Annotated in this window: 12 protein-coding genes; 10 read left to right on the forward strand and 2 right to left on the reverse strand. The window is 71.2% G+C overall.

Annotated features, from left to right (window positions below):
* Positions 1 to 19 precede the first annotated feature (19 nt).
* Together ACTRO_RS01245 and ACTRO_RS01250 are read right to left on the reverse strand one after the other, a co-directional pair.
* Positions 20 to 661: a hypothetical protein gene (locus ACTRO_RS01245; RefSeq protein WP_157435630.1), complete on the reverse strand. Its 642-nt coding sequence runs from the start codon at positions 659 to 661 to the stop codon at positions 20 to 22.
* A gap of 105 nt (positions 662 to 766) precedes the next feature.
* Positions 767 to 2,572, reverse strand: a complete 1,806-nt coding sequence (locus ACTRO_RS01250) for an AfsR/SARP family transcriptional regulator (RefSeq protein WP_051450116.1) — start codon at positions 2,570 to 2,572, stop codon at positions 767 to 769.
* 142 nt (positions 2,573 to 2,714) lie between these two features.
* Between ACTRO_RS01250 and ACTRO_RS01255 the strand changes: the two genes are divergently transcribed.
* The 10 genes from ACTRO_RS01255 (at position 2,715) to ACTRO_RS01300 (ending at position 21,775) form a co-directional block, all read left to right on the forward strand.
* Entirely contained in the window at positions 2,715 to 4,082 is a 1,368-nt protein-coding gene (locus tag ACTRO_RS01255) for a condensation domain-containing protein (protein ID WP_169739785.1), read from the forward strand.
* Positions 4,083 to 4,693: 611 nt separating this feature from the next.
* Positions 4,694 to 6,292, forward strand: a complete 1,599-nt coding sequence (locus ACTRO_RS01260; protein ID WP_034260588.1) for an HNH endonuclease — start codon at positions 4,694 to 4,696, stop codon at positions 6,290 to 6,292.
* Between the two features lie 701 nt (positions 6,293 to 6,993).
* Complete coding sequence (locus tag ACTRO_RS01265; RefSeq protein WP_211244034.1) at positions 6,994 to 8,649, forward strand: class I adenylate-forming enzyme family protein; 1,656 nt, start codon at positions 6,994 to 6,996, stop codon at positions 8,647 to 8,649.
* Between the two features lie 14 nt (positions 8,650 to 8,663).
* The gene (locus tag ACTRO_RS01270) at positions 8,664 to 11,717 is read left to right on the forward strand and encodes a non-ribosomal peptide synthetase (protein WP_169739786.1); all 3,054 of its coding nucleotides are present in this window, start codon (positions 8,664 to 8,666) and stop codon (positions 11,715 to 11,717) included.
* A gap of 73 nt (positions 11,718 to 11,790) precedes the next feature.
* Positions 11,791 to 12,063, forward strand: coding sequence for an acyl carrier protein (locus ACTRO_RS01275; protein WP_034260592.1), 273 nt, complete (start codon positions 11,791 to 11,793; stop codon positions 12,061 to 12,063).
* Positions 12,060 to 15,311, forward strand: a complete 3,252-nt coding sequence (locus ACTRO_RS01280) for a non-ribosomal peptide synthetase (RefSeq protein ID WP_051450117.1) — start codon at positions 12,060 to 12,062, stop codon at positions 15,309 to 15,311. Before ACTRO_RS01275 ends, ACTRO_RS01280 begins: the two co-directional genes overlap by 4 nt.
* Positions 15,308 to 20,905 (forward strand): non-ribosomal peptide synthetase/MFS transporter, encoded by a 5,598-nt coding sequence (locus ACTRO_RS01285; RefSeq protein WP_034260597.1) that lies wholly within the window; start codon positions 15,308 to 15,310, stop codon positions 20,903 to 20,905. The genes ACTRO_RS01280 and ACTRO_RS01285 overlap by 4 nt, the downstream gene beginning before the upstream one ends.
* On the forward strand, positions 20,902 to 21,120 hold the full coding sequence (locus ACTRO_RS01290; protein WP_051450118.1) for an MbtH family protein: 219 nt from the start codon (positions 20,902 to 20,904) through the stop codon (positions 21,118 to 21,120). The genes ACTRO_RS01285 and ACTRO_RS01290 overlap by 4 nt, the downstream gene beginning before the upstream one ends.
* Positions 21,121 to 21,181: 61 nt before the next feature.
* Positions 21,182 to 21,499, forward strand: a complete 318-nt coding sequence (locus ACTRO_RS01295; RefSeq protein ID WP_034260599.1) for a hypothetical protein — start codon at positions 21,182 to 21,184, stop codon at positions 21,497 to 21,499.
* Positions 21,500 to 21,502: 3 nt separating this feature from the next.
* Positions 21,503 to 21,775 (forward strand): hypothetical protein, encoded by a 273-nt coding sequence (locus ACTRO_RS01300; protein WP_034260601.1) that lies wholly within the window; start codon positions 21,503 to 21,505, stop codon positions 21,773 to 21,775.
* Positions 21,776 to 22,172 lie beyond the last annotated feature (397 nt).

Consider the following 22,172-nt stretch of genomic DNA (forward strand, 5'->3'; position numbering starts at 1 on the left):
GCGGACAAGCGGGCGTCGCTCAGGGCTTGGCGTTCTGCAGGCAGCTCTCGATGCCCCCGCGGGCGCCGGAGACGGTGCTCTGCACCTTGTCAGCCTGCTGCAGGGCCTGCGCGACGTCGGCCCTGCGGCCGGGGATGCTCAGGAAGAGCGGATAGGCCGCCTTCAGGTCGCTCGCCCCCTGGGCCACGCGCTTCAGGACGGACTTCGTGCCCTGGTCCGAACCCAGCTTGGCGTTGTCGACCAGCTTCTGCGCCGCGTCGACCAGCTTCTGCGCGGGGCCGCTGGGGTTCTCGGCGGAGGCGGCCGGGCCGCTGTAGAAGGCCTTGATGTAGATGGACTTGTAGGTACGGACGGCCTGGCCGAGGTTGAGCTGAGCCGGGGTGGACGCCTTGGTCCAAGGCAGTGCCAGGATGGCCGCCCGGATGGCCGCGTCCGCGTTCTGCATCACATTCTGGGCTCCATTGGCGCCGTTCAGCGCCTGCTGAGCCGCGGTCAGGTTCTCCTGCGCGGTCTGGACCGCGTCGTCGGCCTTGAAGTAGGCCAGGAGTTTCGCATCGCACGGGTCGGCCGTACCCGCGTTGGCCACCGCGGCCGGACCGGCCACGGACAACAGCGCTACCGCCGAAACGGCGCACGCGAAGCTGCGCACATGCATCGCCACAAGCCCTCCACGAAGATCAGTTGGGTCGCCCGCCAGCCTCCCAGCCCGCGCCCGCGGCGCCCGCCCGGACACACGAAGGGCGCGGAGAGATCCACCCGGACAGCCTTACAAGCGAGCCGGATGGAGTACGTCGGAAAGCTGTGCGGCGTAGGCGTGCTGGAGGGCGCGCAGCCGGTACACGCCGATCTCCGGAGACTCGGCCAGATAGTGGTCGACGAGCGCCTCGAGGGAGTCCTCGACCTGCTGAGGCGGGGCGTCGGCCAGGGCGCAGACGGCGTCGAGGCCGAGGTCCTGGGCCGGCATCGAGCCGAGCAGGCGCAGGATCCGCGCGGGTGCGGCCGCGCCGGGGAGGGCGGTGCGTTCCGCCGCGCGCAGACCGGCGTCGAGGACTGCGCGCACGGACACCTCGCCGAGGCGCAACTCGCGCAGCCGGTTCTCCGGGTCGGCCAGGCGCTCCGCGAACTTGGACAAGGCCCAGGCCGGCCGGGAGGCCAGCCGCGCGGTCGCGATGCGCAGGGCGAGCGGCAGACCCCCGCAGGCCTCGACGATCGCTTCGGCCGCGCAGGGCTCCCGGTCGACGCGGGCGGCGCCGACGGCCATTCGCAGCAGGGCCAGCGAGGCGGCGTCGTCGAGCCCGGTCAGCCCCAGCACGCGCCCGGGCAGGTATGCCAGCGGCGCGGCGCGGCCGGTCACGATCAGGGCACTGGCCCCGCTGCGAGGGATCAGCGGGACCAGCGCCGCACCGTCGTCGACCTCGTCGAGGACGACCAGGACACGGCGGTGCGCGAGCACGTCGGCGACCAGCCGTTGGCGGTGCGCCGTGTCCCGGGGCATTTCGTAGTCGGCGAACCCGAGCTGACCCAGCAACAGCCTCGGCACTTCGGCGGCCGGCACCGGCTCGGCGGAGGCCGCGCCGAGGCGTAGGAAGAGCCGTCCGTGCGGGAACAGCGTCGCGCACTGCCGCGCCGCCGACACCGCGAGGGCCGTCTTGCCGATGCCGCCGCTGCCGGTGATCACCATGAGCGGCGTGCCGCCGGCGTGCGCGGCGTGCCCTAGCGCGGCGCAGACGGCGGCCAGTTCCGCCTCGCGGCCGACCCAGTGCGCGGACAGCGGCGGCAGCAGGTCGGGCGCATACCTGCCGGGGTCCGTTTCCACCACGCGGACCGGCGCGTGGGTCAACGCGCGAAGATGGGCTTGCCGCGCCGCCTCGCCGGGCTCGATGCCGAGCTCTTCGATCATCCGGGCCCGCAGGCTCCGGTAGACCTCGAGCGCCTCCGCGCGCCGCCCCACTCCGGCGAGGGCGTCGATCAGCTGGGCGTGCGGACGTTCGCGCAGCGGGTGGCGGTGGACCAGGGCCCGCAGCTCGCCGATGACCTCGGCCTGCCGGCCCAGCGCGAGATCCGCGTCGATCCGGCCTTCGGCGGCGCGCACCCGCAGCTCGTCGAAGCGGGCGAGGTGGCCGGAACGGGCGGCCAGGCCCTCCACGTCGGCCAGCGGGTCCCCCCGGAACAGGCTCAGCGCCGCGGCGAACCGGCCGGCCGCGGTCTCCCAGTCGTGCCGGCCCAGCGCCTGGATGCCGACCGCGTGGTGGGCGGCCAGCGCCAGCGTGTCGAGTTCGTCCTCGGCGACGCGCACGGCGTAGCCGGTGGGGGTGGTCCTGATCCGCGCCCCGGCCTCCGGGCCGAGCGTGCGCCGCAGCCGCATCACGTGGCTCTGCAGCGTGCCGCGCCAGGCCGCGGGCGGCCGGTCCGACCACACCAGCGCCGCCAGCTCGGCCGGGCGCAGGCTGCGGTTGGGATGCAGCAGCAGCGCGGCGAAGACCTCGCGCTGCCGCAGGGCGCTGATGACGATGTCCCGGCCGTCCACGGCGGCGCGGACCGGGCCGAGCAGACCGAACACGACGGACATCATCGTTTCTTCCTCTTCCCCGTTCGGGCGGTACGGGTACTGTTTTCCGGTCTCGATCTGCCACCGCTGATGATCTAGACCGTAATCGGGTCCGGACAATACCATCTCGTGGCGCTGGAAGAGACGGTCGAGGAGGGTCAGGCAGTTGAAACAGTATTCTGAAATAACGGTCGAATATGGAGGCCTGGAGAGCTGGTCCGGCCCCGCGACCTGGGGACAGTCCGCCATCTGGGCACCCATCGCGTGGTACGCGCCCGATGACCACTATTTCAATCTGGACCGCGTGCTCACTCTCGGTTCCGGTCTGACGCCGGTTGATCTCAGCGCCGTGCTGCGCGACGCGGTGACGCGTCATCCGGCATTGCGCACTGCTTTCACGCCGCAGCCCGACGGATCTCTCCGGCAGATCCTGCACGGTTCGGGTACCGTCCGGGTGCGGCATTTCCCGGCCGAGCGCGGGGAGGCGGAAGCCGCCGCACGCTCGCTGCTCGCCGCCGAGCGCCGCGAGAGCTTCGATCTCGCAGCGGGCCCGCCGCTGCGCGTGATCGCGGTCGGTTCCGCAGACCTCATATACGCCGTCGGGCTGGTCGTCTCGCACCTCGTCACCGACGGTGGCGGCGTGGACATCCTCATCGACGACCTGCGCAAACTCGCCGCGTACCGCCGCCGCGATCCCTCGCGACTGCCGCCCAAGCCGGAGGGGCGCAGCCCCCGCGAGCAAGCCGAGTACGAAGCTGGACCCGCCGCGCAACGCCGCGGCGCTGCGGCGCTTGGGCAGTGGCGCGCGCTGTTGGACGACGCGCCGACCCGTCTCCTGCCGCAGGCCCCGGCTGAGGCGGACGCGACCGACGCGCCGGATCGCTGGCGGGAGGCGTGGCTGGACGGACCCGCCGTCGACCTGGCCTCGCGCTGGCTCGCGGACCGGTGGCACCGAAGCCCGGGCGCGGTCGTACTGGCGGCCTTCGTCGCCGGACTCACCGCGTTCACCGGACAGGATCCGGTCGCACTGAAGGTGATCCTGGGCAACCGCGTCTCCGCGGCGCAGCGCTCTGCGGTCGGCAATTTCGCACAGGACGGCCTCATCTGCCTCCGCTCGGCTGGCCTGCAGTTGGTCGATCTAGCCGCTCAGGCCGACGCCGCGTTGCTAGCGGCGGCGCGCCACGGCCACTACGACCCCGCCGCCATGCGCGACGCCGTGGCCGAGGTCGGCAAAGAGCGCGGCGACGCGCTTGAGCTCACCTCCTACTTCAACGACTTCCGGCCACCGGCCGCAGCCCCGGACGAGCAGCAGGTGCGTGGTCTCGAACCGGCCCCGGTGCGCTGGGGCGAGGCGTGGGCCAAGCAGGATTGGTTGATGTTCCTGAAGGTCTGGCCAGAGGGCGGATCGTCGTACGCCCGGCTGCTCGCGGACACGCGGCGCCTGCCGTGTGAGCAGGCTGAGGTGCTGCTGAGCGGGATACAAGACCTGCTGCTGAGCGAGGTGAAAGAGACGCTCGTCCCTTCGGCAGCTTAATGCTGATTGATGCTCGGGTCGTCGATCGGCTGGTGTTTGGTTGGGCTTGTGGGCTGGCTCTTCGGTTTGGGTTTTTTGTCTCTCCGAGGGGCCCTTCGCTCGGGGAGGGGGCCGCTGGTGGGTTGGGGTTTTCCGGGTGGGTGGGTGGGGTGCGGGGTGGTTCCTCTCCTCGCTCGGTCACCGGAGGACATCAGGAACCTGCCGGGGGTGCAAGCGGCGGTGGTTTGGGCTGGTGGGGTGGTTGTCGTTGCGCCGCTTGCACCCCCGGCAGAACCCTGATCTGGCTGCGCCTGCCCGAGCGAGGAGAGGATCCACCCCTTCCGGGCCGGGTGTGCGCTGCGCTCGGGCCGGGCGCCGGTGCGGGTTTCTGCCGGTCGGTGCTGCTGCGGATGGGTGGCGTGTGCGTGCGGGATTGTGCCGGGGGTCCGGCCGGGTGGCGCGGGCTCGTTTGTCTTCTGCCTGTAGACGCGTGGCGTGGCTGCCGGGTTGCGGATTATTCGTCCTCTTTCGTGTGGGAACGAGTGGCCGTATATGCGTCTTTTGTCGGAACCCTGTCTTATACTTGAGGTAGCAGGTTGAACACGGGTGGCTAGGGGGAGTGGGTGGGGTCGATGACGGACATCGCGGACGCGCTAGAGGTGCCGGATGTGGCAGGGCTCGAGCAGATGGCCGTGGTGCTGCGCGCGAGTGTGGCCCGGCAGCTGGAGGCCTTGGCCGCGGCGGGGCCGGAGGATCGGGAGGCGGCCGCGGCGAGCCTGGAGCTGGCGGCGGCGATCGGGCGGATCGAGCAGGTCGCGCACGGCCTGCACCTGCAGGCGCTCGCGCAGGCGGACCGGGTCAAAGCGGCGCGCGGGGGGATCGGGCCCTGGCTCGCGGCACGGCAGGGCTATGCCACCGGTCACGCCCGCGCCCTGGCCCGAGACGCCCGGCTCCTCGCCTGCGTCCCGGACCTCGCCCCACACCTGACCGCCGGCGAGCTCACGGCGGACGCCACCCGGCTGCTGGCCCGCACCGTCAAAGCCTGCAAAGACACCAGCATCGACCCCGCCGCAGCGACCAGCGCGATCCTGCACCTGGTGAAGCAGGACGGGGTCAGCGCCGCGGCCGGACACGTCCGGGCACTCGAGCACCGGCTCGACCCGGACAAGGCCAAGTCGGATCATGAGCGGCATCGGCAGCGCAGCAAAGCGGAATCGTGGAGGCTCGAGAACGGGCTGTGGCGCTTCGAGATCCTGCTCGACCCCGCCCGGGCCGCCGTCGTGAAAGCCGCGCTCGAGGCCCTGACCGCGCACTGGATGCGCGTCAACGGCCGCGACGGCATCCAGATCCTGCCCGAAGACGTGAAAACCACCGAGCAGATCACCGCCCACGCCTTCTACCACCTCGCGAAAGTCTGCCTCAACGCACCACCCCGCCTACGCCAAGCAGCCTTCACCCCGCCCGTCATCTTCACCGCCCCCCTCCCGGACACAGACACCGACGCGGAACCGACGACCACTTCCGGGCCGATGCATAATCCGGCAGCGGCCACCGCCGGCACAGCCGCCACCGCAGTGACGCAGGATCCGGTAGCGCCCCCGGCCACCGTTGCGGCCGCCGCGAACGCAGCGGCGGGCACGCATCATCACACACCGGCCACTGCCACCCCCGCCACCGCAGTGCTGCCGGATCCGGTATCGGGCACCATGGGCCCCACGATCGCGGTGATGCGGGATCCGGCATCGGATACGGTCCTCGAGGAGCGCTCCGGCGGCGCTCGTGGCGGCCGGATCCCGGACGGATGCGCGCTGAGCGCCTACGACGACGTCATCCCCCTCGCCGCTCTCGTCCGCACACCTCCGACCGGCCTGGCACCACTGCGAGATTCCGCACGGCTGCGCGATCGCGCACGGCTGCATGATCCGGCATGGCTGGAGGATCACGCGCGCCACCGGATCCTGCACCACGACCGCGACCACCGCCCCGTCCTGCTCGACGGGCAGCCGATCGACCAGAACCCGCACGCCCGCCTGGCCAGCGCCGCCCAGCGCACCGCCCTCGCCGTACGCGACCGCACCTGCACCTACGCCGGGTGCGACCGACCCTTCCCCTGGTCCCTCGAAGCCCACCACCTGACCCCCTACTCCGAAGGCGGGGCCACGACCCTGACGAACCTCACCTCCCTCTGCGCCGAACACCACCGCACCCTCCACCACCCCGACCCCCACTGACCCGTGCGGAAACCCGCACCGGTCGCCCGGCCCGAGCGCAGCGCACACCCGGCCCGGAAGGGGTGGATCCTCTCCTCGCTCGGGCAGGCGCAGCCAGATCAGGGTTCTGCCGGGGGCGCAAGCGGCGCAACGACAACCACCCCACCAGCCCAAACCACCGCCGCTTGCACCCCCGGCAGGTTCCTGATGTCCTCCGGTGACCGAGCGAGGAGAGGAACCACCCCGCACCCCACCCACCCACCCGGAAAACCCCAACCCACCAGCAACCCCCTCTCCGAGCGAAGGGCCCCTCGGAGAGACAAAAAACCCAAACCGAAACTCCCGCAAGCCAACCGAACATCAGGCGGTCTACCAGCCCAACACCAAGCAGCATTAGATGGCGTCTTCGAACTATGACCGGGCCCGCGAGGTCTGCCTCGCAGCTCGCCGCGTTGACGGATCGGTTATAGGCGAAGCGAGGCGAGGGCGAGTACGCGCCTGACCCGGCGGCTTGCGAGTGCACGCGTCAGACGCCACGGCCTGATCCGACGCTAGGTTGAAGACGCGGCCTAGACCGGTATAGCGCACCGCTGACAACAGAGGCCAGCGATCGGCCACCGGAGCGCGACACACTTGCAGCGAGCCGGCGGGGGCCGGAGACGGTGGCGGAAGAGGGGAACGTGCCAGCACGGGCAATACAGCGTCCGGATTCCCTTCCCCACTTGCTGGACATCCGGGCGTGGCAGGAGCCGGAGCGGATCGCGGTCCAGGTGCTGGGCGGGGGCTCGCTCAAGTTCGGACGCTGGCGGGCCGGGGCGCGAACCCTTGCCGCGGCACTGGCGGAACGCGGCGCTCGGCCGGGGGACCGGATCGCGCTGCGCTTCGACGCGCGCGAGTGGGACGAATACGCGCTCTGCTTCCTCGGTGTGCTCGCGGCCGGCTGCGTGGCCGTCCCGCTCTCGGAGCGGGCGGCGCCGGCCGAGACGGCTTATATGCTCGGGCACTGCGAGCCCGTGGGCGTGCTGCGCGGCGCTCGCTTGGACGTGCCGGCCGGGCCTTGGTGGGTCGAGAGTGAGCCATTCGGCGGCGTGGGCGACAGTTCCGGCGGGAACGATGGGGTCGCTGACGAGCCGTTCGGGGTCGCGGGCGAAAGTCCCGACGCGAGCTACGGGGTCGCTAAGGAGCCGTTCGGGGTCGTGGGCGACAGTTCCGACGGACGCCCCGGGGTCGCTGGCGAGCCGTTCGGGGTCGTGGGCGACGGCTCCGGCGGGCGCGCCGGGGTCGCTGGCGAGCCGTTCGCTTCCTGGGGTCCCGGCCATCCGGCGCAGATCCTGTACACCTCCGGCACCACCGGCCGTCCCAAGGCCGTGCTCGCCGACCACGCCAATCTGGTGCATGGCTGCGTGCTCGACCCTCGGCGTCAGCCGCTGCGGCACTCCGAGCGCTTCCTGCACGCGTTCCCGATCGGCACCAACGCCGGTCAGACCATGCTGGTCAACGCGCTCAACGCGCACGCGGCGGCACTGGTCGCGCCGCAGTTCCGGGCTCGTTCCTTCGCTCGGGCCGTGGAGGCGCACCAGGTCGGTTCGGTCTTCCTGGTCCCGGCCATGGCCGCTGAGCTGGTCGGGTCGGACGCAGCCGACCGGGCCGACCTGACGGGTGTTCGGCTCGTTGGTTCCACCGCCGCACCGCTCCCGCCTGCTCTCGCGGTCGGCCTGGCCAAGATCTTCCCCGCCGCAACTGTCATCAACACCTACACGTCCACGGAGGCGGCGCCCGCCTTCACCTCGATGATTGTCGACCCGGCTCGCCCCGCGGCCCTCGGCCGCCCGGTCGACGGAGCGGTTCGGATCCTCGACGAGCACGGCGCGGAGGTCGGGTCGGGCGCCACCGGCGAGGTCTGGCTGCGCTCGCCGGTCTCGCCGCGCTCCTACTATCGGGCCGAGGTGACCGATGGGGCAGTTTTCCGCGGCCGCTGGATTCGCATGGGCGACCTCGGCTATTTCGACGACGACGGCTTCCTCTTCCTCGTCGACCGAGACGGCGACGTCATCAAGACCGGGGCGTTCAAGGTCTCCACGTTGCAGGTGGAGAACGCCTTGCATGAGCATCCCGCGGTGACCGATGCGGCTGTGTTCGGCCTCGGCCACCCGGTGCTCGGCATGGTCCCGGCCGCCGCTGTCGTGCTCGGCCCGCAGGTCACCGCCGAGGAGCTGCGTGCGTTCCTGGCGCCGAAGGTGGCCTCACACGCGGTACCGCAGCGCATCCTGTTCCTGCAGGAACTGCCGCGCAATCCGGCCGGCAAGGTCCTCAAGCGGCTGCTGCGCGAGCAGGCCGAGCAGTCCGCCACCGTCCGCGCTGATCGCTCCCCCGTATGAGTTCAGGAGTTCCGTTGACCATCGCCACGCCCGCCCAGTACGGGATCTGGCTCACCGAGCAGAGTTCGGACTGCGGCACGCTCTACCACATGCCGATCATCGTGGATCTGGCCGGGCCGGTGCGCGAGGACGCGCTGCTCGGCGCGTGCCGGGCCGTGGCTGATGCGCACCCGGCGCTCGCTTCGGTCTTCCGCTCCGACGGCGACGGGCTGCAGGTCGAGGCGGGCCCGCCACCGCCGGTGACACTCGCCGACGTGTCACCCTCCGATTTGGAAGCGCTTACCGCACGGCTCTTCGACGAGCCCTTCGATCTGGCCGCGGGTCCGCTCGCCCGTTTCCACGTGCTGCGGGTGACGGCCGAGCGCTACCGGATCGCGTTCGTCGCGCATCACGCCGTGTTCGACGGGATGAGCAAAGACGTGCTCGTCCATGACCTGGCTGGGTGCTACCGCGATGCCACTGTCGCGTTGAGCCCGATGGGCGCCACGGAGCCCGTGGACGGCGGCGTGCCTGAGCCGGCGTTCCTGCCGACCGATTATCGGAACTGGAAGGAGCGCCACCCGTCGCTCCCGGGCGGCCCGCGCCCGTCCGTCCTGCCCACGCTCGGGGCTTGCGCCCGCGTCGTCCTCGACGCCGGACTGCGTGACCGGATCGGCGCCGCAGCGGCGGATCTCGGCCGGACGAAGTTCGAGCTCTACGCTGCGGCGTTGGCCGCGCTGCTGCGCCGATACGGAGCCGTCCGGCCGCAGTTCAGCATCCAGCTCTCCACCCGACCGCGCACGGCCGAGCGCGCCGTCGGGCTGTTCGTCAACGAGCTGCCGGTCACCTTCGACCCCGATCCTGCGCTGCCGTTCGCGAACTGCGCCGAGCACGCGTCGGACCGGCTTCGCGAGGTGTACCGGGTGCGCAACATCCCGCCGGCTCGTCTGCTCGGCAAGCTCTCTCCGCGCAGCGCCGTGGCCGCGGTCTCGCTGAGCTATCGTGCGGCGGGGGAGGAGCCCGACTTCGGCGACGTCGACGCCCGGGTCGACTGGGCCGTGTTCTGCGGCACTGCGCGCAACACCTTGAACGTGCAGGTCGTCGACCGCGGCGAGCAGACCGAGCTCATCCTGCAGTATCCGGCCACGGCCTGGGCCGCCGGCCGGATCGACGTGGTCGCAAGCCACTACGTCGCGCTGCTCGACGGCGGTGTGTCCAGTCTGATCCCGATCGGCGACCTGCCGCTGATCACCGAGGCCGAAAGCGCCGCGCTGCTCGCCGACGCCGTCGCTCCGGCCCCCGCCGAGCCGCCCTCGCGGACGTTGCCTGAGGCGATGGACCGTCAGGCGCTGGCGACCCCGGACGCGATCGCCGTCACCGTTGGATCCAAGGACCTGACGTACCGGCAGCTCTCGGCAGCCTCCGATCTCGCTGCGCGGCGGCTGCGGGCGCTCGGTGTGCGTCCCAGCGATCTCGTGGCCGTGACGACGCCGCGTACGTCCGAACTGCTGCCGGTCCTGCTCGGCATTCTCAAGGCGGGCGCTGCGTACGTCCCGGTCGACCCGGAGTACCCGGCGGACCGCATCGCCTTCGTCCTCGAGGACTGCCAGGCGGTGCTGGTTGTGTCCGGCGACGAAGATGACGCGTCTCACGTTCCGGCACGCGTCCTGCTAGAGCCGGCCCCGCCCGGCACAACCGAAGTCGACGACTTCGCCGCCGCCCTGCCCGCTCCCTCGCTCGACGCGACCGCCTACGTGATCTACACGTCGGGTTCCACCGGGCGCCCCAAAGGCGTGCGCGTCGGCCACCGGCCGCTGATCGGCCTGCTCAAGGCGATGGCCGATTTCCTCGAATCCGGCCCGGACGCGGTTTGGCTAGCCGTCACCTCGCTCTCCTTCGACATCGCAGCCGTCGAGCTATACGTACCGCTCATCACCGGCGGCCGCTGTGTCCTCGCTCCGGACGGCGCGGCGAAGGACGGCCCGGGTCTGTGCGGCCTGCTGGCCACCTCGGCGGCCACGCATGCCCAGGCCACCCCGGCCGGCTGGCGGGTGCTGACGGAGTCCGGCTTCGAGGCGCCGCATCTGACCGCCGCCACCGGCGGCGAGGCGCTCACGCCCGAGCTCGGCCGCGAGCTGTCCGGCCGGGTCAAACGGCTGGTCAACTGCTACGGCCCGACCGAGGCGACGATCTGGGCCACCACCGCGCCGGTGGAGGGGAGCGGTGAAGTCGAGCCGATCGGCCGCCCGCTGCCCGGCTACCGCGCCTACGTCCTCGACGAGCGCCTGGGGCTGCTGCCCGACGGCGTCGCGGGCGAGCTGTACCTCGGCGGCAGCGGCCTGGCCGAAGGCTACCTGCGCCGGCCCGGCCTGACCGCGGACCGCTTCGTGCCGGACCCGTTCGGCCCACCTGGAACCCGGCTCTACCGGACTGGGGACCTCGCGCGTCGCCGCGGGGACGGCAGCCTGCTCTTCCTCGGCCGCGTCGACCACCAGGTGAAGGTAAGCGGATACCGCATCGAGCCCGGGGAGATCGAGACGGCGCTCGCCGGGCACCCGGCCGTCATCCAGGCCATCGTCTCAGCGGTCGAGCACGAGGGTGGACCGGCTCGGCTCACCGCGCACGTGCTGCGCGCGGAACCAGGGTTCGACGACGCGGCGGAGCTGCGCCGGCACCTCGGCGCGCTGCTGCCGGCGTACATGGTCCCGTCGGCGTTCGCCTTCCTCGACGCCTGGCCGCTCACGCCCAACGGGAAGGTCGACCGGGCCGCCCTGCCGGCCGCGGTCATCACCCGCGACGCGCCGCCACCGCCACCGCCACCGCCCGGGCAATCTGAGCAGCAGCTCGGGCAGGCCGACGCGTCCGACCCGGTACTCGCCGGCCTGCTCGAGATCTGGTGCGAGGTGCTGGGCTTCGACGACCTCGGCCCGGACGAAGACCTGTTCGACCTCGGCGGCCACTCGCTGACGGCCATCCAGCTCAGCGCCCGGATCCGCGAGCGCTTCGGCGTCGACATACCGGTCGACGTGTTCTTCGACGAGCCGACCGCAGGCGAGATCGCTCTCCGCGTCGCCCGGGCGCGCTCATGAGCGAGCTTGCGAGCGAATCAATGAGCACTGTGCGCTCGCTCATGCGCCTCCCGCGCGCTGGCGAGGTGGTGGCATGAGCGCCGCGACCGCCGCCGAGCTGCGGCAGAAGCTGGCCGAGCTGATCAGCGTGGCCTGCGACGGCGAGGTCTCCGCCGAGCGGATCGCGCGCGACGCGGAGAGCCCGCTGGCCGTGCTCGGCGTCGGCTCGCTCGCCCGGCTGCGCCTGATCGACGCGATCGAGGACGAGTTCGGTCTGTTCGTCGAGGCCGACGACATCTTCGAGGCCCTCGAAACCCTGAGCGCGCTGGCCGACTGGCTGGGCGCGCGCCTGGAGGAGACGCAATGACCACCTTCCCGCAGGACGCGGTCGTGCGCGTCGCCCCGCTGACCGTCGGGCAGACGCGGCTGTGGTTCGCCGACCGGATGGACCCGGGCGATCCCGCCTACAACATGCCGATCGTGCGGCGTCTGACCGGCCTGCTCGACGCCGAGGCGATGCGCCGGGCCTTCGCCGCGTCCGTGCGGCAGCACGAGATCCTGCGCACGGTCTACCAGGACGGACCTGACGGCCCGGTCCAGAACGTGCTGCCGTATCAGGGTTTCGAGATCAGCCACTCCGACCTGACCGAGGTGCCGGAAGCGCAGCGGATGGAGCAGGCCGACGCGCTCTTGCGTGCCCGTTCCAACCAGCGGTTCGACCTCGAGCGCGGGCCGGTGCTCGACGTCTGCCTGATCCGGCTGGCTGCGCAGGACCACCTGCTCTGCGTCGTGCTGCACCACATCGCCGGCGACGGCTGGTCGCTCGGGGTCTTGTTCCGGGAGGCCGAGGAGGCGTACGCCGCGTACGTCGCGGGGCTTGAGCCCCAGCTGCCGCCGCGGAGCCTCCAGTACGCGGACGTGGCCGAGCGGCAGCTGGATCGGCTGGCCAGCGCGGACGCGAAGGCCGCGGTCGCCTACTGGGCCGAGCGGCTGGGGGACTGCCCGGTCCTCGAATTGCCGACCGACCGCCCGCGTCCGGCTGTGCGTGGCTCGGCGGGCGCCGCGCTGACCCTCACCCTCGACGCCGCTCTGGCTGCCCGGATTGCCCGGCTAGCCAAGGACCAGCGGGTCACGCCCTTCATGACCATGCTTACGGCCTTCGAGATCCTGCTTGCGCGGCACAGCGGTCAGCAGGAGGTGACCGTGGGCTCGCCGGTCGCGGGCCGTGCGAGCGTCGAGTTCGAAGACATGATCGGTTACTTCGTCGACACCGTCGTACTGCGGGCCGATCTGCGCGACGACCCGACCTTCCGTGTGCTGCTGCGCCGCACCCGCGCCGACGCGCTCGGCGCGTTCACACACGCGGAGGTCCCGTACGAGCGGCTGCTCGAAGAGCTCGAGGTGCCGCGCGATCTGAGCCGCACCGCGCTCTACCAGGCCATGTTCGCGCTGCACACGCAGGAGAATGTGAAGGCCGCGCTGTTCACCGGATTCTCCGGCCTCCAGAGCGTCATCCACGACCCCTCATTCGAGCAGAGCAAAGCAGACCTCTTGTTCGATGCGTGGCCGCACGAGCACGGCATCGAATGCCGATTCACTTACAGCACCGAGCTTTTCGACGCCTCCACGGTCGAGCGGCTCGCCCGCCGCTTCCGGACGCTGCTCGAAGCGGTGACTGAGGACCCTGACTATCCCGTCTCGCAGATCCCGCTCTCCACCCCCGACGAGGGCCGGCTGATCGAGCGGGCCGCACGAGGCGAGAGCCCGGCCACGCCGGCGCCGCTCGTCCCGGCGGCCATCGCCGCCGCAGCAGCCCAACATCCGGATCAGTGCGCGCTGTCCTGGGCCGGCGGCAGCCTCAAGTACGCCGAGCTGCTCACCCGAGTCGAAGCGCTGGCCGCGCGGCTCGCGGCGGCGGGCGCTGGTCCGGAGAAGGTGGTGGCGCTCGCGCTGCCCAAGGGCCCGAACCTGATCATCTCTATGCTCGCCGCGTGGCGCGCGGGCGCTGCGTACCTGCCGCTCGATCCTGCGGCGCCGACCGTGCGCAACCTGACGATCCTTGCTGCCTGCGCCCCCGCTGTCATCGCTGCGGAACCGAGCTTCCCCGGCCTCGACCGGCTGGACGAGTACGAGGTCGAATGTAGTGTTCTGATGGTTGGCGATGTGTCGGCGGACACGCCGATCGACGGCTTGTCGCAGCTCCCGGATTCTCTTGACGCGGACTCCCTCGCGTACGTCATCTACACCTCCGGTTCGACCGGCGCGCCCAAGGGCGTGCTGATCACCCATCGAGCGCTGGCCGCGCGCGTGGAGTGGATGCGCGAGTCCTACCGGTTGACCCCGCAGGACCGCGTGCTGCAGTTCTCCGCAGTCACTTTCGACACCCACGTCGAAGAGATCTTCCCGACGCTCGCCTCCGGTGCGACCCTCGTGCTGCCCGGTGAGCAGGGCGCACTGCTGCCCGACTTCCTCGCCACCCCGGATGCCGACGGGCTCACCGTGCTCGACCTGCCCACCGCGTACTGGCACGAACTGGTGGCCGAGGCGGACGAGATCCGATGGCCCGACACGCTCCGCCTGGTGATCCTCGGTGGCGACCAGGCGTCCGGCGCCGCGGTCGGAGCTTGGCGCGAGCGTTTCGGCGACCAGATCGAGACCGTCAACACCTACGGCCCGACCGAGGCGGCGGTGATCGCCACCGCAGCCCGGCTGGGCGCGGCCGACGCCGCAGGGCGGCCGAGCATCGGCGGCCCTATCGGCCGAACCACAGCGCGCGTGCTCGACGCCGCACTCGAACCCGTCCCCGTCGGCGTCCCCGGCGAGCTGTACCTCGGTGGCGACGGCCTGGCCCGCGGCTATCTCGGCGCGCCGGGAGCGACCGCGGACCGCTTCATCCCCGACCCCTTCGGGACGCCGGGTTCCCGGCTCTACCGCACCGGCGACCGGGTGGTGCTGCGGTCCGACGGCACGCTCGTCTTCCTCGGCCGTGGTGACCACCAGGTCAAGATCCGCGGGTTCCGGGTCGAGCCGGCCGAGGTCGAGGCGCGACTGGCCGCACACCGCCGGCTCTCCGGCGCGGTGGTGCTCGTGCGGGGTGAGGCGACTGAGCGCCATCTGGTCGCCTACGTCGTGCCGAAGCCCGGCGCCGAGCCCACGGCCGAAGAGCTGCGCGACTACATCGGCGCTGCGCTGCCGGCCTACTTCGTACCCGCGGCGATCATGGTCCTGCCCAAGTTCCCGTTGAACGCACACGGAAAGATCGACACGGCCGCCCTGCCGGTCCCGCCCCGGCCGGACGCAGTGACCGCCGAGTACGTGCCCTGCGAGTCGCTTGCCGAGCAGCTGGTCGCCGAGGTCTTCGCCGGACTATTCGAGCTCGATCAGGTCGGCGCGCTCGACGATTTCTTCGACCTCGGTGGCCACTCCCTGCTCGCGATGAAAGTGGTCGGCCGGCTGCGGGTGGCGAGCGGCGTCGCGCTGCCGATCAAGGCCCTGTTCGCGGACTCGACTGTGCGCGGGATCGCGGCCGAGCTCGAGCGCCTGTTGGAGCAGGAGATCGACGCCCTCACCGACGAGGAAGTACTCGGAGAACTGGCCGGGCAGGAGGGGCAGTGAACACGGACACCGCGACTGCCGAGTCCCGGCGCGCCTTGCTCGAAGCCCGCTTGCGTGGCGGCCTCGTGAACGCGGGCGTCGGCGCGGGGACGGCCTCGCGCGAGCCGATCCCGCCTCATTCCGGACCAGTCGACTGCCCGCCGTTGTCCTTCGCGCAAGAACGGCTCTGGTTCCTCGATCAGCTCACTCCGGACAGCGCCGCGTACACGCTGCCGATCGCGGTTCGGATCCGCGGCTGCCTGGACGAGCCAGCGCTGCACCGAGCCCTCGCCGCCGTGGTCGAGCGGCACGAGCCGGTGCGCACGGTTTTTCCGGCCGACGAGGACGGCGCGCCGAGCGCCCATGTGACCACGTTCCCGGTTACCATCGAGACGGCGGACTTCGACGACCTCGACGTCGCATGGCCCTGGCTCACGGAACGTGGCCACCGCCCCTTCGACCTCGCCGCCGGCCCGCTGCTGCGCGCCTACCTCGCCCGCCTCGGCGACAACGACCACGTGCTCCTGCTGGCTGTGCACCACATCGTGTGCGACGGATCGTCAGCGGGACTGCTGCTGCGCGATTTATGGGACTACTACCGCTCCGCGACCGGCTGCGGATCCACGGAACTCAGTACCTTGCCCGTCCGATACGGCGACGTCGCAGCCTGGCAGCGTGACCGGATGGAGAGCGCCCAAGGCCGCGCCGACCTCGCGGCCTGGTGCACCCGGCTCGCCGGAACACCCGTGCTCGACCTGCCGACCGACCGGCCGCGGCCTGCGGAGATCGACTACGCGGGCGCCTGGCACACCTTCCAGCTCGGCCGACAGACTGCGCTCGCCGTCGAGGCGCTCGCCCGCGCAACCCGGACCACGCCGTTCATCGTGCTGCTCGCCGCCTACCGCGCGCTGCTCGGCCGGTGGAGCGGCCAGAGCGACTTCGCCATCGGCTCCCCGGTCGCCGGGCGCGGCCACCCCGACACCGAGCAACTCGTCGGCATGTTCGTCAACACCGTGGCGCTGCGAGTGGAGTCGAGCGGCGACCCGACTTTCCGCGCGCTGGTCGGACGGACCGCCGCCGTCGCCCTCGAGGCCTACGAGCGCGAACACGTCCCGTTCGAGCGAATCGTCTCCCAGCTCGCGCTGCCCCGGGACACCAGCCGCACACCCGTCTTCCAGACGACCTTAGCGCTGCAGAATTACGAACGGCCCGTCTTCGCCGAAATCGGCCTCGCATTCGAGGCCGTACACCTCGGCGGCACGCAGACGCACGCGGACCTCGCCCTTTACGCCGAACGCAACGATGAGGGCCTGAGCTGCACCTTCACCTACCGCACCGCCCTTTTCGACGAGGCGAGCACGCAGGCGCTCGGACGACGATTCAGCACCTTGATCGAGCAGGTCACGACCGACCCGGATCTGTCGGTTTCGGAGATCGTGCTCACCAGCCCGCAGGAGCGGCGCATCGAGGTGGCCGAGTCCACCGGCGACCCCGTGCCCGAGGCCCCGGCCCCGACCCTGCATGGGCTCGTGGAGGCGCAGATCAGCAGGGTGCCCGACAACGTCGCCGTGGTCTGCAATAGTCGGAGTGCGACGTATGCGCAGCTCGGTGCCGACGCGGACCGGATTGCCCGGCGCCTGCGTGCTCTAGGCGCGGGCACGGAAAGCCGCGTCGGCGTGCTGTTGGAGCAGTCCGTCGAACTGGCCGCCGCCGTCCTCGGCGTGCTGAAGGCCGGCGCCGCCTACGTGCCGCTCGACCCCGAGCAGCCTGCCGAGCGACTCGCCGTCATGACCGAGGACTGCGGCATGGCAGCGCTCGTGACGACGTCCGACCTGCTCGGCAAGCTCAAGGCCGTCCCCGATGACCTGGTCCTGCTCGACGTCGAGCCTACCGACTTGCCCGCTGACGCCGAAACCCACGTCGATCCTGCGAACCTCGCCTACGTGATCTACACGTCCGGATCCACCGGACGTCCCAAAGGCGTCGCGGTGGCGCACCGACAGGCCGTCAACTACGTCGCGGCGGTCTCGGCCCGCATCCCGATCGAGCCGGGCGCGCGACACCTGCTGATGCAGTCACTCTCCTTCGACTTCGGCCTGACGCTCTTCTATTCCTGTCTTGCTGCGGGCGGCGCCCTGCACCTGCTGCCCCCGCGCAGCAGCGGACGCGATGTGGCCGATTACATCCGCGAAAACCGGATCGACTACCTCAAGCTCACCCCTTCGCACTTCGAAGCCCTCACCGCCGACGCCGGCTTCGGGGAACTGCTGCCCGCCAAGGCGCTGCTCTTCGGCGGCGAGGGTTCGGTCTGGTCCCGGACCCGGGAACTCGCCGCGACCGGGGTGCGGATCGTCAACCATTACGGACCGACCGAGGCGACGGTGGGCGTCGCCACCCAAATCGTCGATCCCAGCATCGAGCCGATCACGACGACGACCCCGATCGGCCGACCGCTGCCCGGCGCGTGCGTATATGTGCTCGATGAAGCGATGGAGCCGGTGCCGCGCGGCGCTGTCGGCGAGCTCTACCTCGGCGGAGACCGGCTCGCCCGCGGCTACCTGGGACGCCCAGGTCAGACCGCCGACCGCTTCGTCCCCGACCCGTTCGGCCCACCCGGCGCGCGCATGTACCGCTCGGGCGACCTCGGCCGCCGCCTGCCGGACGGGTCGATCGAGTTCCTCGGGCGGCGCGACCTGCAAGTGAAGATCCGCGGCTACCGAGTCGAACCCGGCGAGATCGAAGCCGCGCTCGCCGCCCTGCCCGGAGTCCGGCAGGCCGTGGTGGACGTGCGCGGCACCCGGGCGGAGCCGATGCTCATCGGGTATCTCGTCCGCGCGGCCGGCCCGGAACCGCTGGCTGACGCGGATCCGTCGGCCGACGAGGCGGCGTTGCGGCGCGCGCTGCGCGACCACCTGCCCGACTACATGGTGCCCGCCCGCCTGGTCTGGCTGGACGCGCTTCCGCTTGCCGACCATGGCAAAGTCGATCGCAGGGCCCTGCCGGAGCCGCCGGCGCGTGCCGCGACCGGCGTCGGCGAGCCGCCGTCCGGACCGGTCGAGGAGCAGATCGCGCGGATCTTCGAAGCCGTACTGGGGCTGGCGAGTGTGGGCGCCGACGACGACTTCTTCGAGATCGGCGGCCACTCCCTGCTCGCGGTGCGCGTCGTGGCCAAGCTGCGTGCGCTGGTGCCCGAAGGACAACGGCCGCCGGGGGTCATGGATCTGTTCAAGGCCCCGACCGTGCGCACTCTGGCGGCACTGCTGGCCGACCCGTCGCCGGCCGGCGACGACCGTCCGCTGATACACCGGCTCACCCCCGCCCGCCCGGCCGGCGCGACCGCCGGTACCGTCGTCTGCGCGCCCTACGGTGGCGGCAGTGCACTGATATATAAGCCGCTCGCCGACGTGCTGCCGGACGACTGGGCCCTGTACTCGATCGCTGTCCCCGGCCACGAACTCGGGGAACAGGCCCGGCCGATTCCGGAAGTGGCCGCCGACTGCGTGCGCGAGATCCTGGCCCACGTTCAGGGCCCGCTGGTGCTCTACGGCCACTGCGGGCTCGGCGTGATGCTCACCGTGGAGATCGCGCGGCTGCTCCAGGAGGCCGGACGTCTGATCGAGGCCGTGTACCTCGGCGGCATCTTCCCCTTCGCCCGCACCCGTGGCCCGGTCGCGCGACTCGCCGCGCGCATGTCGATCTGGCGTGACGGCCTGCGCAGCGACAGATGGATGGTCAACGCGCTTGCCGCGGCCGGACTCGACGTCGAGGAGATCGACCCGGAACAGCTCGCCCTGATCGTGCGCAACCGCCGCGACGGCACTCGCGAAGCAGAGGCCTACTTCGGCACCGTCTTCACGGACCCTCCGCTCACGCTCGACGCGCCGGTGATCGCGGTGATAGGGGAGCGGGACCCGGCGGGGGAGTTCTACCAGGAGCGCTACCGCGAATGGCTTGGGATCTCCGCGACCGCCGGCCTGGTCGTGCTGGACGAAGCAGGGCACTTCTTCCTGCGCTACCGCGCCGGAGAGCTGGCCGAGATCGTCACCGGCGTCCACCGCGCGATCGCCGAGCCGCAGCCCATTGAGCCGCAGCCCATTGAACCGGCGGCGATCGAGCCGTCGCCGATCGAGGCGGCTCGGGCAGCGACGGAGCCGCCCGCTGTCCGCGACGATCCCTCCTGGGCCGGCCGCTACCGCCGTATGCCCGGCTCCACCTGGTGGCTGCACGCCGTCGCCCGGGGCCACGACTCGCGCGAGGCCGACGGAGTCCAGCCGAGCATGGGCCGCTTCCTGTCCGTCGCCGGCGGCCAGACCGTCTCCATGCTCGGCTCCGCCCTCACCGAGTTCGCCATCCCGATCTGGGTCTTCGCCCGGACCGGCTCGCTCGCCCGCTTCGCCCTGTTCTCCGTGGTCGCGCTGGTGCCCGGCATCCTCGCCGCTCCGATCGCTGGCACGGTCGCCGACCGGTTCAGCCGCAAGCGCGTCATGCTGCTCGGCGACGGCTGTGCCGGGCTGACGCAGGCCGCGCTGGCGGTCCTGTACTTCAGCGGACACCTCCAGCCCTGGCATATATACGTACTGCTGGGCGTGCTCTCGCTGGCACTCACCTTCCAACGCCTGGCGTACACGTCGTCGGTCGCGCAGTTGGCGCCGAAGCGCTACCTCGGCCAGGCGATCGGCTTCATGCAGACCGGAAACGGACTGGTGCAGTTCTTCGTTCCGCTGGTCGCCATCGGCGTACTCGCGGCCATCGGCCTGGGCGGGATCCTGGCCTTCGACGTCGTCAGCTATCTGTTCGCCATCGGCGTCACGGCATACGTCCGGTTCCCTGACACGCTCGGCTGGCGTCGGCGCGAGACCGTGGGCGCCGAGATCAGGGAGGGCTTCCGGTTCTCGGCGGGCAACCGCGGGCTGCGCGCCCTGCTGCTCCTGTTCGCCGCCGCCAACGTCTTCCTCGCCCCGATGCTGGTGATGGTCTCGCCGCTGGTGCTCTCCTTCGCGCCGCTGCACACCGCTGCGGTCACCGCGACCTTCTCCGGCGCCGGCGTGGCCATCGGCGGCTTCGCGATCCTGGCCTGGGGCGGCCCGCGCGAGCACCGGATGCGCGCGGTGCTCGCGTTCCTCGCCGCATTCGCCGTGTTCGGCGCGATCGCCGGGGCGCGGCCCTCAGCGGCGCTGGTGGCGGCCGGAGGGTTCGGCATGGCCCTGACGGTGACCCTGATGAACGGCGTCTACATGGCGATCGTCCTGGTGAAGGTGCCGTTGCGCTTCCACGGCCGCGTCTTCGCGCTCAACACGCTCGTCGCCTGGTCGACGATCCCGCTGGCCAACGGCGTGCTCGGCCCTCTGACAGCACGCTGGCTCGCCCGCGCCGCCGGAGTGAGCGCCGGCCGCGGCATCGGCCTGTCCTACGAGCTGTTCGCCGCGCTGCTGCTGCTCACGGTTTTGATCGCGAGCCGGATCCCCGCCGTCGCACGATTCGACAGCGTCGCCCCGGACGCCCAGATCGACGACGAAGTCGGCCTCGCCGCCCTCGCTGCCTCCGCCCGCATCCCGCACCAAACGCAGCACGATTTCTCATCCACGAAGAAAGACAAAACGGAGGTGGCGCCGTGAGCGTCGAAGAAGCCCAGATCCCGCAGCCGCGCTTCGCCGTCGTCGTGAACGACGAGGAGCAGTACTCGGTGTGGCCCGAGGGCAAGGAGATGCCTGCGGGCTGGCGCGAGGAGGGCACTGTCGGCACGCGACCGGAATGTCTCGAGCACATCGAAGCCGTCTGGACCGATCTGCGCCCGCGTTCGCTGCGCGAACAAGCCGCGACTGCCGGCTGAGCCGCGGCCGACGCCGCGCACGGTCGCCGATCTTGTCAGGGGTCTGAATTATGCTCGCCGCATGATGACGGTCGAGCAGGCAGTGGTGGCGGCGGTCGAGCGGGATGTCGCGGCGAACCGTGCGTGGGGGCGGCGGACCTGGATCGCGCGGTGCGAGCCGTGGATGGACACCACCAGGTCGGACCGCGTCGTCTTCAGCTACTGGTGGGCTGAGGATGACGAGCCGACAGTGGATTTCGCGCCCTTTTACGACGGCGATGCCGACGATCTGCTGCCGGAGGGCTTCGTGGACTTCGGTGTGTACATCAACGGAGGTAAGGACAGTTTCACGGTCGTAGAGCCGCCGCCCGCAGGGAATGTGCCTGATGTACCCGTGTAGGGCATGGTCACCGCGCCGGACGGTACGCCCCTGCGGTTCGTCACCCGGATCGATTCGCTCGAATCGGAGCGGGAGTGGCTCAGCAGGCCTGATGTGTATGTCATCTGCGATCGTGAAGCCGGCGCAGAGCCCGTGCGGGTCGGCGACCCCGAGGGGCGGTGTGACTGCGGGCTCTTCGACCGGGACGACGACGGCCGTCTCGTCTGGAGAGAGGAGGACCGAACGCCGTTTCCGCGCGTCTACCTGCCTGTCGAGTTGCCGGAGGCGGAGCTGTGAACAGCGCGCCGATTCATCCGGCCGAACCAGGCAGCGAAGACGGCGGCGAGCGTGACTGAGTCGGCCGCGATCGCGAAGCTGATCCGGCTCGGCGGGGAGTGGACGCACGACCGGGCCGGCGCGGAGGCTCCGGCCGATACCCGGTCTGACGGAGAGTGAGGTTCGGCCGCGTCACGGCCAAGGGCGCCGGCCTGGCCGACGAGAACGCCGCGCGCAGCCTGATCACGACCGCCATGAACATCGAGAGGTCGCGTTGATGGCGGCGATTGGTTCAGACCACTGACGAGCAAAGGGAATCCGCGGCGGAACGGAAGAACCCTGCGGAACAGCCCGATGGCGTGCCGCGGTCTCGGGGTCCGCGGCACGCCACCGGGTTATCGCTTCCCTGCTATGAGCT

The organism is Actinospica robiniae DSM 44927, from assembly GCF_000504285.1.
In the GTDB taxonomy this organism is placed as follows: Bacteria; Actinomycetota; Actinomycetes; order Streptomycetales; family Catenulisporaceae; genus Actinospica; species Actinospica robiniae.